This window comes from Ruegeria sp. F12, assembly GCF_056533885.1.
The window spans coordinates 172699-188664 of the sequence record NZ_JBQFOV010000004.1 but is presented as its reverse complement, the minus strand read 5'-3'; the positions used below and the strand labels follow the sequence as shown (position 1 = coordinate 188664).

The window sequence follows — 15966 nt, the reverse complement described above, 5'->3', positions numbered from 1 at the left end:
GGTCCGGCATTCACTGCGCGCCACAATGAGATTAAGCGCATGAATCCCGTGTGACCGGCACGCACGGCGGCGAAACCAGCTGGTAACTTCCAGTTTGCAAGCAGATGTTGGTTAGTCGCGGGCGTAGATGTCTTCGTATCGGATGATGTCGTCCTCACCCAGATACGAGCCTGTCTGCACCTCGATCAGAACCATCGGAACCTTGCCCGGGTTCTCCATCCGATGGACCGCGCCCAGCGGGATGTAGACCGATTGGTTTTCCGAGACCAGACGCACCTCGTCATCAATCGTGACTTTCGCCGTTCCTTCCACAACGATCCAGTGCTCGGACCGATGGTGATGCGATTGCAAGCTTAGCGCGGCGCCGGGATGCACGTGGATGCGTTTGACCTGAAAGCGGTCGCCGATCACCAGGCTTTCGAACCAGCCCCAGGGGCGATGATCCACCGGCAGGGATTCTGCCTGCTTCGCGCCCTTTTCCTTCAGGGCGGCCACAGCTTTCTTCACGTCCTGCGCCCGATCCATACTGGCCACAAGAACGGCGTCTGGCATTGCAATGGCGATCATGTCTTGTACCCCCAACGCGACTACTTCCTGCGCCGAGGATTCCGAGCGGATCAGCACGTTCTGACAGTCGATAGCGGTCGCCTCGCCTGCAGTTGCGACCCCTTGCGCGTCTGGTTCTCCCAACTCGTGAACAGCGGACCAACTGCCGACATCGGACCAGCCTGCGGCATAGGGCACGACGCTCAGGTTCGGGGCTTTTTCCATGACGGCGTAGTCGATCGAGATATCTTCGACCTGCGACCAAGCCTCGGGGTCAAGGCGCAAGAAACCAAGGTCCGTTTTGGCGTTCGAGACTGCTGCGCGCACAGGGTCCATCAATTGGGCCGCATGGCCTTCAAAGGCTGCGATGATATCGCGGACCGCAAACAAGAAGATGCCCGAATTCCACAGATAACTGCCATCCTCCAACATCGATTGTGCGCGGGCCAGGTCGGGCTTTTCAACAAACCGTTCCAGTGGAACAGCTTGGCCCTCACCGGTCGGTGCATGGCTGAGTTTCAAATAGCCATAGCCGGTTTCGGGGCGGTCGGGCTGAATACCGAATGTGACCAAATCACTGCGAGTGGTGATGGCGTCCACACCGGCTGCAACGGCCGTATGAAATGCCAGTTTGTCCGGAACCACATGATCGGACGGGGCGACCAGCATCACCGCATCAGGGTCGCTGGCGTGCAGATAGAGCGCGGCGGCCAGAACCGCCGGGGCGGTGTTGCGCCCTTCGGGTTCGATCAGAATGGGGCCGGGATCAATGCCGATTTCCGCCAGTTGTTCGGGCACCACAAAGCGAAAAGCATCATTGGTCAGAATCAATGGCTTGGCATAAGGGGCATCCGCAGGGCCACGCATCCGCTCGGCACAATCCTGCAACAGGCTTGTCGCGCCGATCAGGGGCACGAATTGCTTGGGATAGCTCTTGCGCGACAAGGGCCACAGTCGAGTCCCCGCCCCACCGCAAAGAATCACGGGATAAATCGTAGTCATCAATATCTGCCTATTAGCGCGTCGCGCCTATATTGCGCGTCTTGCGATCAAAGGAAAGAGTGGCCGATTACTGGGCCGCCTGATCCGTCGCAACAATGTCATGCAGGTATTCGCGCAGATCGTCGCGCAGATCCGGGCGGGCCAGAGCAAAGGCCACGGTGGCTTGCAGGAACCCGGACTTGGAACCGCAGTCGAACCGCTGGCCTTCAAATTTGTAGCCAAAGACGGGAACTCCGTTGCCGATATCTTCTGCAATGGCGTCAGTCAGCTGGATCTCACCGCCGCTGCCTTTCTTCTTTTGGTTGAGGTTGTAGAGAACCGACGGCCCAAGAATATAGCGCCCGATCACAGCCAGATTCGACGGGGCTTCTTCGGGTTTTGGTTTCTCTACCATGCCGCGCGCGCGCACAACCGATCCGATGTTTTCACCGACATCCAAAACACCGTAAGATTTTGTTTTCTCTTGCGGAACTTCCATCGCGGCAACCATGTTGCCGCCGGTTTCCTCATAGGCCTCGACCATCTGTTGCAGGCAAGGCTTGTCCCCGGCAATCACATCGTCGGGCAGCATCACGGCAAAGGGCTCATCCCCGATCAGGCGGCGGGCGCACCAGACTGCGTGCCCAAGACCAAGTGCTTTGTGCTGACGAATATAGGCAATTGCGCCGCTTTCCATATTGGTGGCATTCAGCGCTTCCAGCAGGTCATCCTTTCCCTTGGCTTTCAATTCCTGTTCGAGGATGTGGTTGTGATCAAAGTAATCTTCGAGCGCGGATTTCCCGCGTGACGTGACAAAGATGAATTCCGTAATTCCGGCTGCCCGGGCTTCGTCGATCGCGTATTGAACCAGCGGGCGATCCACCAGAGTCATGATCTCTTTTGGGACGGATTTCGTCGCAGGCAAAAAGCGGGTACCAAGTCCCGCGACCGGGAAAATTGCTTTGGTGACCTTGCGTGCCATAGTACCTCTCAAGTTCAATCTATAGTGCCGGAAATTCCGTCAGGTGCCCACGGCGTGTTCATAGGCGGTGCGGCCGGAATGTACAACGTCAACACTCGTATCAAATAACCAATCGCCGACAAGCGTGCCACTCAGACGGCAGGAAGTCAAAACGATCCGATGTCAAAGGTGCGCGCCGGGCGAATGAGTTCCAACGGTTTGGAAACAATCTTACTTATTTGAGTTAAACTAGTGCTGAATTATTAGTTAATCTTGCCTGCAAATTAAGCAGGGTTTGAATACGCCCGAAGTCAGCTTTCTGACTTCGGGCCGGGTATCACCCATTGGCCATGATGGCGTCAAGCGGGTCGTGTTCGGCGACAAAGTGGTCAGGACGAACTTCGCTGAGGCTGGGAACATAGTCGGTCTCACCGGCAGACAAACGGCTGGGCAAAAAGCGCAGCGCGGCTTTGGGGTCCATGGGTGAGGGCAGCTCTCCTGGCAGTTTCAGCCGCTGACGGGTGCGTTCCACATCCGGGTCAGGGATCGGAACGGCCGAGATCAGCGACTTGGTGTAAGGATGGATCGGGTCCGAGCAGATCACCTCGCCATCGCCTAGCTCCACGATCCGACCCAGATACAGCACCATGATCCGGTTCGACACGGCGCGTACCACCGACAGATCGTGGCTGATGAAGATCATCGACAGACCGAACTCCTGCTGTAACTCGCGCAGCAATTCGACGATCTGCGCCTGAATGGACACGTCCAAGGCCGAGACTGCCTCATCGCAGATGATCAGCTTGGGTTTGTTGATCATCGCGCGCGCGATGCCGACCCGCTGGTTCTGACCGCCCGACAACTCGTGCGGATAACGGTTGATCATGTTGGCATTCAGGCCCACACGTTCCATCATTTCGCTGACCATCTGCTTGCGCTCGCGGTCCGTCAGATCGGGGCGATAGGTCTTGAGCGGTTCGGCGATCGATGCCGAGATTGTCATGCGCGGGTCAAGGCTGGCCAGAGGGTCTTGAAAGACGATCTGCAAGTCCTTGCGGTACTTGTTCAACTCGGCGCGCTTCAGACCCACAATGGGGTGGCCCAACCAACTGACATTTCCACCGCTGGGTTCGATCAGTTGTAATACGGCGCGCGCCAGCGTGGACTTGCCGCAGCCGGATTCGCCCACAACGCCCAGAGTTTCACCCTTGCGGATGTCAAAGCTGACGCCATCGACAGCCTTGAGCGGCACTTTGCGGCCGAACAACCCGCCTTTGACGTTGATCGGGAAATGCACCTTGACGTCATCGACCTTAAGCAGCGGTTCTTCGATCTTCTCCAACGCCTTGGGCGCATCGCCCGCATCAATGCGCGGCATCGCCTCGAGCAGGGTGCGGGTATAGTCGTGCTGCGGGTCACGGAAGATTTCGCGGGTATCTCCGGCCTCGACAAATTCGCCCATGCGCATGACCTGAATGCGGTCGCACATACGGGCGACTACGCCCATATCATGGGTGATCAGGGCAATCGCGGTGCCTTCGTCCTTTTGCAGGCGCACCATCAGGTCCAGAATGTCGGCCTGAACGGTCACGTCCAGCGCCGTGGTGGGCTCATCCGCGATCAGCAGCTTGGGATTGCACAGCATCGACATGGCGATCATCACGCGTTGGCGCATCCCCCCGGACAATTCGTGGGGGAACTGGTCCAGTCGCCGCGCGGCCTCAGGGATACGGACGCGGTTCAGCCAATCCAGACAGCGGGCCCGCGCCTTCGCGCCTTGCAACCCTTCATGCACCTGCAGAACCTCGCGCATTTGCTGGCCGATCCGAAGATGCGGGGTTAGCGCGGTCAAAGGGTCCTGAAAGATCATACCCACGTCCGAGCCACGGATCTTGTTCAGGCGGTTGATCGGCAGGTTCAGGATTTCGGTGCCGTTCAGAGTGGCCGACCCCATCGCCCGTCCCGCGGGCGGCAGCAAGCCCATCGCGGCCATGAAAGTCTGGCTTTTGCCCGACCCGCTTTCGCCCACGATGCCAAGGCATTCGCCAGGGTTGATGTCGAAACTGATGCCTTTGACGGCCTCGACCACGCCATCGGGGGTGTCGAACTGGACCTTCAGGTCTTTTACGGAAAACAGGCTCATATCAGCGATCCTTCGGGTCCAGAGCGTCACGCAGACCATCCCCGATGAAGAACATCGTGATGATGATGGCGACGTAGAAAGTCAGCGGGAACATCAATTGCCACAGGGTGCCATACCCCATGGTTCCGGCCCCTTCCGCGATCAGACGACCCAGCGAGGTGTAAGGTTCTGAAATCCCCAGCCCAAGGAACGAGATAAAGCTCTCGGTCAGGATCATTTCAGGCACCAGAAGCGAGGCATAGACGATCACAACGCCCAGCAAGTTGGGCAGGATATGGCGGTACATGATGGTAAATTCGCTGACACCTGCGGCGCGGGCGGCCTCGATAAACTCGCGGTTTTTCAGGGTCAGGGTCTGACCCCGTACAATCCGCGCCATGGTCAGCCAACCAACCGCACCAAGTGCGATGAACAGCATGAAGAAGGATCGACCCGCCACGACTAGCAGCAGAATAATCACCAAAGTTGCCGGGATCGCCAGCAAGATGTCGACAAAGCGCATCATGACGCTGTCGGTCCGGCCACCGATATAGCCGGCGGCGATGCCATAGCAGGTGCCAACGATCAGCGCTGTCGCTGCACCGATCAGACCGACCAGCAGCGATGTGGTGGTGGCCTGAATGACGCGGCTGTACAGATCGCGCCCCAAATCATCGACGCCAAAGAAATGGCCGGTTTCGACTGAGGGCATACCCATGCCCTGCACGTCACCCATAACGTTCCAGTCGATCTCTTCATTGTTCCAGACCGCAAAGTAGGGCCCGATAAGGGTGAACAGAACGATCAGCGCCAGAATGATTAAGCTGGCCATCGCGGCCTTGTTGCGCACAAAACGCATCCGTGCGTCTTGCCACAGTGAACGCCCCTGAATGACCGTGTAATCGGTGATATCTTCGGCCAGATGGGCGGCTTTTTGAGATTTTCCAAGCATGTTTCGCCCCTTAGTACCGGATTTTCGGATCGAACCAGGCATAGGCCAGGTCGGTCAAAAGGTTCACGATGACGGTCAGCGCGCCATAGAGAATCGTGACCCCCAAGAGCACCGCATAGTCACGCGACAGGGCCGAGCCGACATAGGCTTGCCCCAGACCTCCGGTCGAGAAATAGATGTCAACGAAGACCGAACCCGTCAGAACATAGACGAAGACCGGTCCCAGATAGGACACCACCGGCAAAAGCGTCGGTTTCAGCGCATGGCGCCAGATTACGGTTCTGGTGGGCAGGCCCTTGGCCCGCGCGGTACGGATGAAGTTCGAGTTCAGAACCTCAAGCATTGACGACCGTGTGATCCGCGCGATCGAGCCGATATATGAGGTCGCAAGGGCGATGACGGGCATGATCAGGTATGGCCATTGCCCTCCGTTCCAGCCACCGCCCGGCAGCCAACCCAGCCAAAGGGTGAAGGTCAGGATCAGGATCGGGCCCATGATGAAGTTCGGCAGCGCCTGTGCCGCAATGCCCAGGCCGACGGCGAAATAGTCGATCCAGCTATTGTGCTTGATGGCTGCCGCAATCCCCAGCCCCACACCAATCGTGGTGGCAAACAGGAACGACAGGGACCCATAGGTCAGTGAGATCGGGAAACCTTGGGCGATGATATCATTCACATCGCGATCCTTGAACTTGAAGGATGGCCCGAAATCGAAATGCACCACGATGTTATACAGATAGTCCCAAAGCTGCTTCCACAGCGGCTGGTCCAGCCCATAGCGTGCCTCGATATTGGCCAGAACCGCGGGCGGCAGGGGCCGTTCCGAGGTAAAGGGCCCACCGGGCGCGAAGTGCATCAGAAAGAAACTGGCGACGATCAGCAATAGGATCGTCGGAACGGCGACCAATAGCCGCCGGATAATATAGGCAAGCATTTCATGCCCCCAATTATTGGCTGTGCCCCAAAGCGGTCCTTGGGGCACAGCGGGATCTAAAGGTGATTACTCGGCTGTTTTGTAGAGGTTTTTGGAGTACCAGTTCTGCTCTACGTTATTGACCGGCCAGTTCCCCACATCGCTGTCCATCATATAGACGCCAGCATAGTGATAGATCGGGATGACGGGGGTCTCTTGCGCGATGATACGCTCGACCTCGGTATAAAGCGGCGCGGCATCGTCTGCGGTTTTGGCAGAGGCCAGCAGTTCATCAACTTTGGCGTTGTTGTACTTGCCGTCGTTATAGCCCGAATCGGACTGCAACAGGTCCAGGAAGGTCGAGGCTTCGTTATAGTCGCCACACCATGCGCCACGGGCCAGATCGAAGTTCTGGTTGCCGCGCTCTTCCAGGAACACTTTCCATTCCATGTTGGCCAGCTCGGCGTTCACGCCCAGTTTCTGTTTCCACATCTGGCTCAGCGCCACGGCAACTTTCTTGTGCGCTTCTGACGTGTTGTAGACCATCTCGAAGCTCAGCGGATTGTCTGCGCCATAACCAGCCTCGGCCAGCAGTTCTTTGGCCAGTTCGTCCCGTTCAGCTTGCGACATCGACGCCATTTCGACGTCCGGAACGGTGAAGCCTGCGGTTGCTTCGGGTGCGAAAGTATATGCCTGCGGCTGACCGCCTGCCATGATGTTCTCGGTGATGATCTTACGATCTACAGCAAGCGACAGGGCCTGACGGACATTCGGGTCTTTGAACGCTTCCGGTCCACCTTCGGACAGGTTGAACGTGTAATAGTAGTTGCACAGACGCGGGAAGCTGATCGCCTCTTCCGGGTGCTCTTTTTGCAGGCGCGGGAACTGGCCTGCGGGCACTTCGGTGCGGTCCAGTTCACCGGCCAGATAGCGGGTCAGGGCCACGTTTTCGTCGTTGATGACCAAGGCCACGACTTTTTCGATAATCGTGTTGTCGTTGTCCCAGTACATCTCGTTGCGCTCGCGAACCGAGCGTTCCTGCGGCAGATGCTCGGTCAGAACATAAGCACCGTTCGACACGATGTTGCCGGGCTTGGTCCAGGCGTCGCCGAATTCCTCAATCACTTTCTGCGGGGCAGGGAAGGTGGTCGCATGCGTGGTCATCTGCGGGAAATAGGACAGCGGCGCGCTCAGCTTTACTTCCAGCGTGTGGTCGTCGATGGCCTTGACGGCCAGATCGTCAACCGGCTTTTCGCCTGCGATAATTTCAGACGCGTTCTCGATCGACATCAGCTCCATGTACCACGCATAGGGCGAGGACAGCGCGGGATCGACGGCACGTTTCCAGGCGTAAACGAAATCGCCAGCTGTAACCGGATCTCCATTGGACCATTTGGCATTGTCGCGCAGGGTGAAGGTATAGACGTCCTTGGCATCATTGGTGGTGAAGCTGGTGGCAACACCTGGCACCAGATTACCGTCTTCGTCCTGGTTCATCAGACCTTCGAACAGATCGCGGACGATCTCGGCGCCCGAAACATCCTCAACTACCTGCGGATCAACCGAGCTGTGCTCGTCCAGAATGCGATAGGTGAACGTCTGGTCATCGGCTAGCGCTTCGCCCGTGGTTGGGTGGGTTCCGGCGGCAAAAGCCGCGCCGGTGATCATAGTCGAGGTCAGCAGACCTGCTAGAGATGTCCGAATATACTTGTTCATATTGTTAACTCCCGTTTTTTGATGGCAAGGCGCACGCAGCCGATCAGGGTGGCCCGTTGCCACCTTGATTGCCCGACCAGAAAGCGGCCCGGAACAGGTTCAGATTTTGCTTTGTCAGATCGCAATGAACACCGCGTCACTGGGTTTCGGTTTGCAGTCAGGAATGTTGTTGCGAAAGTCGCCTTTCACTGGGGCAGACGTTGGCATTATTTCAAAAAAGGTTAAAGCCTTTGCCTGCAAATTAGGCAACCTTAGGTGGATTGTGAATGAAACCGAGAGGTCGCAGGCAATAAAATGGCGAAACTTCACGTGTTCTTGACACTTTCGTGAAGCGCGAGGCTTGGACTTGACCTGAAGTCTTTGCATTTCCCTCACGTCACCTGATCCAAAAATGCGAATCGCTCCTGAATCCATCTGTCCGTCTTGTGATCCGGCAATCAGGCGCTCGGGCCTTGGCACCGCGCACGACAGAGTATAACAGGGCGCATCCCGGTCGCAGCCTACCCGGGTATCAAAACAAGGGTTCAAAATATGAAAACGATCGTAATCTGCTCGGGCGGGCTGGATTCGGTATCTTTGGCGCATATGGTTGCGCAGGATCACGAATTGGCGGGCCTGATCTCTTTCGACTATGGCCAGCGTCACCGCAAAGAGCTGGACTATGCTGCGCTTTGCGCGCTGCGCCTTGGTGTGCCCCATGACTTCATCGACCTGCGTTCGGTTGGAGCGGTTCTGACCGGCTCGGCCCTGACCGATGATGTGGATGTGCCCGATGGGCACTATGCCGAAGACAGCATGAAAGTGACCGTGGTGCCCAACCGCAACGCCATCATGCTGACAGTTGCATTCGGTGCCGCCGCCGCCCGTGGGGCAGATGCGGTGGCCACCGCCGTGCATGGTGGGGATCACTTCATCTATCCCGATTGCCGCCCTGCCTTCACCGAAGCCTTTGAGGCAATGCAGAAGCTGGCGCTGGACGGCTATGCCGACGTCTCGCTGTTCACGCCGTTCGTGCATCGCAGCAAAGCCGATATCGTGACCGAGGGCGCGCGTGTGAACACCCCCTTTGCCCAGACATGGTCCTGCTACAAAGGCGGAGACAACCATTGCGGGCGCTGCGGTACCTGTGTCGAGCGGCGAGAGGCCTTCCATCTGGCCGGTATCCCTGACCCTACAACCTATGACGACCCTGATTTCTGGGTGGCAGCCACGGCACAGAAGGAAAGCGCCTGATGTATCGGATCACCAAGGAATTCCACTTTTCTGCCTCGCACCAACTGACCCATCTGCCCGACGATCACCAATGCGCGCGGATGCACGGGCATAATTATGTGGTCGAGGTCGAACTGGCCGCCAAGGACCTGAACGCTGACGGGTTTGTCCGCGATTATGGCGAGCTGAAGCCGCTCAAGACCTATATCGACGAGACGTTTGATCATCGCCATCTGAACGATGTGATGAACATCCTGACCACGGCCGAGAATATGGCGCGTCATTTCTATGACTGGTGTGCTGCCCGTTGGCCGGAAACCGCTGCCGTGCGGGTCAGCGAAACTCCTAAAACATGGGCCGAATATCGCCCATGACCCGCCTGCGCATTGCCGAGATTTTCGGCCCCACGATTCAGGGCGAAGGCGCGCTGATCGGGGAACCTACTGTATTCGTGCGCACCGGCGGATGTGATTACCGGTGCAGCTGGTGCGACAGCCTGCACGCGGTTGATACTGCCTATCGTCATGACTGGGCGGCGATGACCACGGATGCGGTTTGGAGCCGAGTGCGCGACCTGTCAGGCGGGCGGCCTTTGACCGTGTCGCTGTCGGGTGGCAATCCTGCCATTCAGGACTTTGCGCCCCTGATCGCGTTGGGACGGACAGAGGGTTATCGGTTCGCCTGCGAAACGCAGGGCTCCATCGCAAAGCCGTGGTTCAACGATCTGGATACGCTGGTTCTGAGCCCCAAACCGCCCTCGAGCGGGGAGACGGTGGATTGGGTCGCGTTCGACGCCTGTCTGACGGCTGCTGGAAACGGCCCCAAAACGGTGATGAAAATCGTGATCTTTGATGAGCGTGACTACGCTTGGGCCCGTGCCGCGGCGGATCGCTATCCGGCGCTGCCACTGTATCTACAGCCGGGTAATGAGACGGTCGACCCCACGCAGCCCGTCGATCCGCAAACCCTGTCGGATCGACTGCTATGGCTGGTCGAGAAAGTCACCGCAGATGGCTGGTTCACCCCTCGGGTGTTGCCGCAACTGCATGTCCTTTTGTGGGGCAACAAACGCGGGGTCTAAAACCCCATCAGGAGAAGACAATGGAAACCATCTACAGCGACCTGACCCAATTGGGCGGGAAAACCGAACTGCCGACCTCGCCTGAGACTGCAGAACTAGAGCGCGTGCAGAACCCGCAGGCCGATATCGACTATTGCGTGCGGTTCACCGCGCCCGAGTTCACCTCGCTGTGCCCGATGACGGGGCAGCCGGATTTTGCACATCTGGTGATCGACTATGTGCCCGGCGAATGGTTGGTGGAATCGAAGTCGCTCAAGCTGTTTCTGGGCTCGTTCCGCAATCACGGCGCGTTTCACGAAGATTGCACCGTGTCCATCGCGCGCCGTCTGGTCGACTTTCTTGACCCGCGCTGGCTGCGGATCGGCGGGTACTGGTATCCGAGGGGCGGTATTCCGATTGATGTTTTCTGGCAGACGGGGGCCATACCCGAGCATGTCTGGATTCCCGATCAGGGCGTGCCGCCCTATCGTGGGCGCGGCTGACACCGCTCGCTTGGGTCGGGCGAAAATCCGACCCGAAAAAGCCTTGAGTAATCGTGTGACTCTGCCGATAGTTGACCCAGATATCGGTATAAGGGCTTTTGGGTGTGAGGTATTTCAATTGGTCGCGGGTGCTCGTGCTGGTTGTGCTTGCACTTGTGTCCGCGCAATCCGTTTTTGCCAGCGACAGTTTTCTGGACCCGCAGGGGCCGATTGCGGCCGTGCAGAAAACCCATCTGCTGCGCGCAACGGCCCTGATCCTGATTGCGGTGATCCCGGTGTTGGTGCTGGTACCCCTGATCGCCTATCGCTATCGCCGTCGCCCCGACACCTCTGCCGCTTACCGACCCAAATGGGATTTCTCGGGGCCTCTGGAATTTGCCATGTGGGGTGTGCCGGTACTGATCGTGGCCATCCTGTCGTTCTACTTGTGGAAAGCGACGCATCGGCTTGATCCCTATGCCGCGCAGTTTGGAGATCAGCCTGCCGTGAACGTTCAGGTTGTGGGGCTCGACTGGAAATGGCTGTTCATCTACCCCGATCATGGCATCGCCAGCGTGGGAGAGTTCGGCATACCCGTGAACCAGCAGGTGGCCCTGACCTTGACGACCGATACGGTCATGCAATCCTTCATGATCCCGGCGCTGGCAGGGCAGATTTACGCGATGCCCGGCATGACAACCAAATTGCTTCTGGTGGCCGACACCCCCCGGACCATGCAGGGCGAAAACACCCAATATAACGGCCGTGGGTTCACCAAGCAGAAATTCGTGACGCAAGCGATGCAACCGGGCGATTTTGAGGCCTGGGTCAACAGCGTCCGCACCCATGGCATTCCGCTGACCGATGAGACCTATCAAACATTGGCCATGCGCACCGACCGCGATGAGGTACAGGCCGCGTTGGGTACGCCGCTCATGCCGCTCAACGCGCTGTATTTCACGCTTGAGGAGGGGGATTTGTTCCACTCGATCCTGCACCGATATCACGGTGGGCAACCGCTACCGACAGATCAGCAACCCGGAACTGCAACCTATGGGCAGGAGGGTGCGCAATGACGTCGGAAGCAGGAGGGCTGATCGGGCGGTTAAGCTGGGATGCGTTCCCGATCGTAGGTCTGATCCAGACGCCAAACGCCAATGAGATCGTGGCCAATGCGGCCGCAGCCGTCGTGCTGGTCGGGGTGGTTGCCGTTGTAGGGCTGCTGACATGGTTCCGCCTGTGGGGGCCATTGTGGCGTGATTGGCTGACCAGTGCGGATCACAAGAAAATCGGTATCATGTACATCGTCTTTGCGATCGTCATGCTGGCGCGTGGGGTGCTGGAAGGCGTCGTTATGCGCGCCCAGCAGGCTGCGGGGCCGGGGGACGGCTTCCTTGAAGCCGAACATTTCGCCGAGCTTTTCAGCACCCATGGCACGATCATGGTGTTCTTTGTGGCGGTGCCCTTTGTGTTTGGGGTCGCGAACTTTCTGATCCCCCTGATGATCGGCGCGCGTGATGTTGCCTTTCCGGTCATGAACCAGATCGGCTTGGGCCTGACGGTTTCTGCCGGGATGATGTTGATGGTTTCGCTGGTGGTGGGCGCTTTCTCGACCGGAGGGTGGACGGCCTATCCGCCCTATACCGGCGCCGCGTTCAACCCAGGGGTCGGGCCGGATTACTGGATTTGGGCGATTGTCGTATCGGGGATCGGCACCACCCTGACAGGAATCAACTTTGCGGTGACGATCTACAAGCTGCGGGCGCCGGGTATGACCTTCATGCGGCTGCCGATGTATTGCTGGACGATCATTTGCAGCTCGATCCTGATCATCTTTGCAATGCCGCCTTTGGGTGTGGCCGCCTTGATGTTGGCGGCTGACCGGTATCTGGATTTCCACTTTTTCACCAATGACCTTGGCGGCAACATGATGAACTACGCCAATCTGTTCTGGCTGTTCGGCCACCCCGAGGTCTATTTGTTGGTTCTGCCCGCCTACGGGATCTATTCCGAGATTTTCGCCACCTTTTCGGCCAAACGGCTTTACGGTTACAACTCGCTGGTTATTGCGACTATGTCGATTGCGATCCTGTCCTTTACCGTCTGGCTGCACCATTTTTTCACCATGGGGCAAAGCGCGCTGATCAATGCGGTTTTCGGGATCGCCACGATGCTGATTGCCATCCCGACCGGTGTGAAAGTCTATGACTGGATGGCGACGCTGTTTCGCGGGCGCATCCGGTTTTCGGTGCCGATGCTTTACGGTTTGGCCTTCCTGATGCTCTTTGTGATCGGAGGGCTGTCGGGTGTCATTCTTGCCAATCCGACCATCGACTATCAGGTGCACAATACTCTGTTCTTGGTGGCGCATTTCCACAATGTGCTACTGCCGGGGGTGCTGTTCGGGCTGTTGGCCGGGTATAACTATTGGTTCCCCAAGGCCTTCGGATTTCGCCTGAACGAAACATGGGGCCGGATTTCGGTGGCCCTGTGGACGGTCGGGTTCATGCTGACCTTCCTGCCGCTTTATTTCGTGGGGCTGATGGGGATGCCGCGCCGGTCGTTCAGTTGGGAAGACCCCAGCTTTCACCCTTATATGATCGTGGCTGCACTGGGCTCGCTGGTCATTCTGGCCGCACTTCTGTCGGTTGTCGCGCAGTTGTGGGTCAGTATCAAACAGCGTGAAACCACACGCGTTCCTGTCGGGGACCCATGGGACGCGCGCACGTTGGAATGGTCCATCCCGGCCCCGCCGCCGCCCTATAATTTCGCCGTTATCCCGCAGGTGACAGACCGTGACGACTTTGCCGAAGCGAAAGAGCGCGGCGCGGCCTATCCAACGCCGGATGCCTACGAGGATATCCTGCTGCCGCGCAACACAAGCATCGGTTTCATCCTCTGCGTGCTCAGCGGGGTGTGGATGTTCGCACTTGTCTGGTGGATCTGGTGGCTGGCGGCGCTGACTACCGGTCTGATGCTCGTGTCCTTCATCGCCTGGACGTTCAGAACCGATACCGAAGAAGTTATCTCAGCCGAACAGGTGCGCAAGGAACACGAGGCCTGGCTGGATCTGGTCCGCGCAGCGACCCCCGTTGACCGCGATCACGAATATGCGTCGGAAAACCGCGGTCTCGCTCGCCCCGATCTGGAGGTGGCGACATGAAACGCGCGCCCACTCACAGCTATCCGGGCCTGAATCTTGGTCGCCGCCACCCCGGCGCGGACAAGGCCAGTGAGGTCGTCTCGTTCGGGTTCTGGGTCTTTCTGATGAGCGATCTGGTTTATTTCGGCCTGATGTTCGCCATCTACATCACCATGATCGACGCTCAGGCCGGTGGCCCCGGTCCGCATGAGCTGTTCGATCTGACCAGTATTTTCGCCCAGACGCTGATCCTGCTGACCAGCAGCCTGACGGTCGGGCTGGCAATGCTGGCGCTGAAATACAACCTGCCCCGATCCCGCATCGTGATGTGGTTCGGGATAACGCTGGTCCTTGGCCTCAGCTTTCTGGTGCTGGAACTGCGCGACTTTATGGCCATGGCAGAGAAGGGCGGAGTACCCCAGCGCAGCGGCTTCCTGTCGGCATTCTACGGGTTAGTCCCGCTACACGGGCTGCATGTTGCGGCGGGGTGTCTGTGGTTGGTCGTGCTGGGCATACAGCTGCGCGTCTTTGGCCTGACTGATGTGCTGATGTCCCGCGTTGTGCGTCTGGCGCTGTTCTGGCACTTTCTCGACCTGATCTGGATCGGCATCATCACTATCGTCTACTTCGGAGGGCTGACCTATGGATAACCTCACCGAGATGCACCGGCGCGAACGCAGACGCTATGTTGTCGGTTACGGCGGTTCATTGGTGCTGACGCTGATCGTTTTCATCATTGCCTATGTGTTCGGCATTAAAACCACGGGCGTCTACCTGACGATTGGTCTGTTGGGCCTGGCCCAACTGATCGTGCAACTGGTGTATTTCCTGCATATTGATCGCCGCCGCAGCAGCCGCGAGGATTTGGACCTCGTGCTGTTTTCAACGCTTGTCCTGTTGATCATCATCGTGGGCACGGTCTGGATCATGGGCAATCTGTCGGTGCGGATGCATACCTATCCGATGTAGCCCGCCGGGGCCGCAATCAGTCACTGCGTCAGCCACATTCCCAGTACTACCGCCCCCCAGCACAGGGCAAGGCTGAACGCGATGTTGCCAGCGGCCAACACAAGGGTGCGTTCTCGTTTCAGGTCCAGCGTTTGATAGGCAAAGCTGGAAAACGTGGTGAAGCCGCCGCAGAATCCGAATACCAGTCGCCGCGCCTCCTCCCCCATCTCGACTGGCCCGCCGAGAACCCCTATCCAAAGCCCCAGCAACAGGCTGCCCAGCACGTTCACAAACAGCGTTGCAATCGGCAGATCGTGCCGCAGCCGCAAGGCGATCCAATGGCGCAAAACCGCTCCCAACCCTCCGCCGAGGCCAAAGATGGCGTGCAGATAGGCTTCGGTCATCTGGCCCCCTTCACGCCGTGAACGCGCCGCCCGACTGCCTCACCCAACAGGGCTGCGGCAAGGCCAAAGACAATCTCGGACGTGGCAGCATAGACCGCGCCCCATGGGCTAGTTGAGGCGATCGCGGCCAGATCGGCCACGAAAGAGGAAAAGGTGGACAGCCCGCCGCAAAACCCCACAGCTCCCAGATGCAATACATGCGCATGAACCCGGTGCCGGATGGAATAGAGCCAGCCTAGAACGAAACAGGCAAGAACATTGATCCCGAAGGTCGTCGTTACGGCCAAGATACTGGGCAGCGGGACCGACAACCCTTCACGCAGCAGCGAACCTGCCGCGCCGCCGACAAAAACGGCAAGGAACATGCGCCCAATGTTGGGTTGAAGTTTGCTTTCAGTCACAGACCCTGCCCAGTTCTTTGTGCCTTTCGGCATACCCACTGGCTGGGGACGGATCAACCATCGACCGCCACTATCACGTATCCGCTGGAACAGGTGACAAATGGCATAAACGCTTGCAACAAAAGA

The 15966-nt window shown here is 58.2% G+C and carries 16 protein-coding genes; 8 read left to right on the top strand and 8 right to left on the bottom strand.

All coding sequences use genetic code 11. The features are described from left to right. Positions 1–111: 111 nt before the first annotated feature. The 6 genes from ACR0CA_RS07560 to ACR0CA_RS07535 form a co-directional block, all read right to left on the bottom strand. Complete coding sequence (locus ACR0CA_RS07560; RefSeq protein WP_170789930.1) at positions 112–1548, bottom strand: mannose-1-phosphate guanylyltransferase/mannose-6-phosphate isomerase; 1437 nt, start codon at positions 1546–1548, stop codon at positions 112–114. A gap of 67 nt (positions 1549–1615) precedes the next feature. Next, complete coding sequence (gene galU / locus ACR0CA_RS07555) at positions 1616–2509, bottom strand: UTP--glucose-1-phosphate uridylyltransferase GalU (protein WP_170773319.1); 894 nt, start codon at positions 2507–2509, stop codon at positions 1616–1618. A gap of 316 nt (positions 2510–2825) precedes the next feature. After that, on the bottom strand, positions 2826–4631 hold the full coding sequence (locus tag ACR0CA_RS07550) for an ABC transporter ATP-binding protein (RefSeq protein ID WP_480898055.1): 1806 nt from the start codon (positions 4629–4631) through the stop codon (positions 2826–2828). A 1-nt stretch (position 4632) separates the two neighbouring features. Continuing rightward, positions 4633–5562, bottom strand: a complete 930-nt coding sequence (locus ACR0CA_RS07545; protein ID WP_480898052.1) for an ABC transporter permease subunit — start codon at positions 5560–5562, stop codon at positions 4633–4635. A gap of 10 nt (positions 5563–5572) precedes the next feature. Then, a complete protein-coding gene (oppB, locus tag ACR0CA_RS07540) occupies positions 5573–6496 on the bottom strand; it encodes an oligopeptide ABC transporter permease OppB (RefSeq protein WP_170773326.1) in 924 nt (307 codons plus the stop codon). 66 nt (positions 6497–6562) lie between these two features. Continuing rightward, positions 6563–8191, bottom strand: coding sequence for a peptide ABC transporter substrate-binding protein (locus tag ACR0CA_RS07535; RefSeq protein WP_170773328.1), 1629 nt, complete (start codon positions 8189–8191; stop codon positions 6563–6565). Between the two features lie 531 nt (positions 8192–8722). Here ACR0CA_RS07535 and queC point away from each other — a divergent pair. From queC to ACR0CA_RS07495, 8 genes are all read left to right on the top strand, one after another. Continuing rightward, positions 8723–9424, top strand: coding sequence for a 7-cyano-7-deazaguanine synthase QueC (queC, locus tag ACR0CA_RS07530; RefSeq protein ID WP_480898049.1), 702 nt, complete (start codon positions 8723–8725; stop codon positions 9422–9424). Next, complete coding sequence (queD, locus tag ACR0CA_RS07525) at positions 9424–9777, top strand: 6-carboxytetrahydropterin synthase QueD (RefSeq protein ID WP_170773332.1); 354 nt, start codon at positions 9424–9426, stop codon at positions 9775–9777. Before queC ends, queD begins: the two co-directional genes overlap by 1 nt. Further along, a complete protein-coding gene (gene queE, locus ACR0CA_RS07520; RefSeq protein ID WP_480898046.1) occupies positions 9774–10484 on the top strand; it encodes a 7-carboxy-7-deazaguanine synthase QueE in 711 nt (236 codons plus the stop codon). Before queD ends, queE begins: the two co-directional genes overlap by 4 nt. Before the next feature lie 20 nt (positions 10485–10504). After that, on the top strand, positions 10505–10966 hold the full coding sequence (queF, locus tag ACR0CA_RS07515) for a preQ(1) synthase (protein WP_480898044.1): 462 nt from the start codon (positions 10505–10507) through the stop codon (positions 10964–10966). Between the two features lie 134 nt (positions 10967–11100). Further along, the gene (locus tag ACR0CA_RS07510) at positions 11101–12021 is read left to right on the top strand and encodes a cytochrome ubiquinol oxidase subunit II (protein ID WP_480898042.1); all 921 of its coding nucleotides are present in this window, start codon (positions 11101–11103) and stop codon (positions 12019–12021) included. Beyond that, a complete protein-coding gene (locus ACR0CA_RS07505; protein ID WP_480898039.1) occupies positions 12018–14108 on the top strand; it encodes a cbb3-type cytochrome c oxidase subunit I in 2091 nt (696 codons plus the stop codon). Before ACR0CA_RS07510 ends, ACR0CA_RS07505 begins: the two co-directional genes overlap by 4 nt. Further along, positions 14105–14737, top strand: a complete 633-nt coding sequence (locus tag ACR0CA_RS07500; RefSeq protein WP_170789937.1) for a cytochrome c oxidase subunit 3 — start codon at positions 14105–14107, stop codon at positions 14735–14737. The genes ACR0CA_RS07505 and ACR0CA_RS07500 overlap by 4 nt, the downstream gene beginning before the upstream one ends. Continuing rightward, positions 14730–15056 (top strand): cytochrome o ubiquinol oxidase subunit IV, encoded by a 327-nt coding sequence (locus ACR0CA_RS07495; RefSeq protein WP_237217442.1) that lies wholly within the window; start codon positions 14730–14732, stop codon positions 15054–15056. The genes ACR0CA_RS07500 and ACR0CA_RS07495 overlap by 8 nt, the downstream gene beginning before the upstream one ends. A 20-nt stretch (positions 15057–15076) precedes the next feature. Here the strand turns inward: ACR0CA_RS07495 and ACR0CA_RS07490 are convergent, their stop codons facing one another. Both ACR0CA_RS07490 and ACR0CA_RS07485 read right to left on the bottom strand, forming a co-directional pair. Next, positions 15077–15439, bottom strand: a complete 363-nt coding sequence (locus tag ACR0CA_RS07490; protein WP_170773343.1) for a fluoride efflux transporter FluC — start codon at positions 15437–15439, stop codon at positions 15077–15079. Next, positions 15436–15804, bottom strand: coding sequence for a CrcB family protein (locus tag ACR0CA_RS07485; RefSeq protein WP_170790047.1), 369 nt, complete (start codon positions 15802–15804; stop codon positions 15436–15438). Before ACR0CA_RS07485 ends, ACR0CA_RS07490 begins: the two co-directional genes overlap by 4 nt. Positions 15805–15966: the final 162 nt, after the last annotated feature.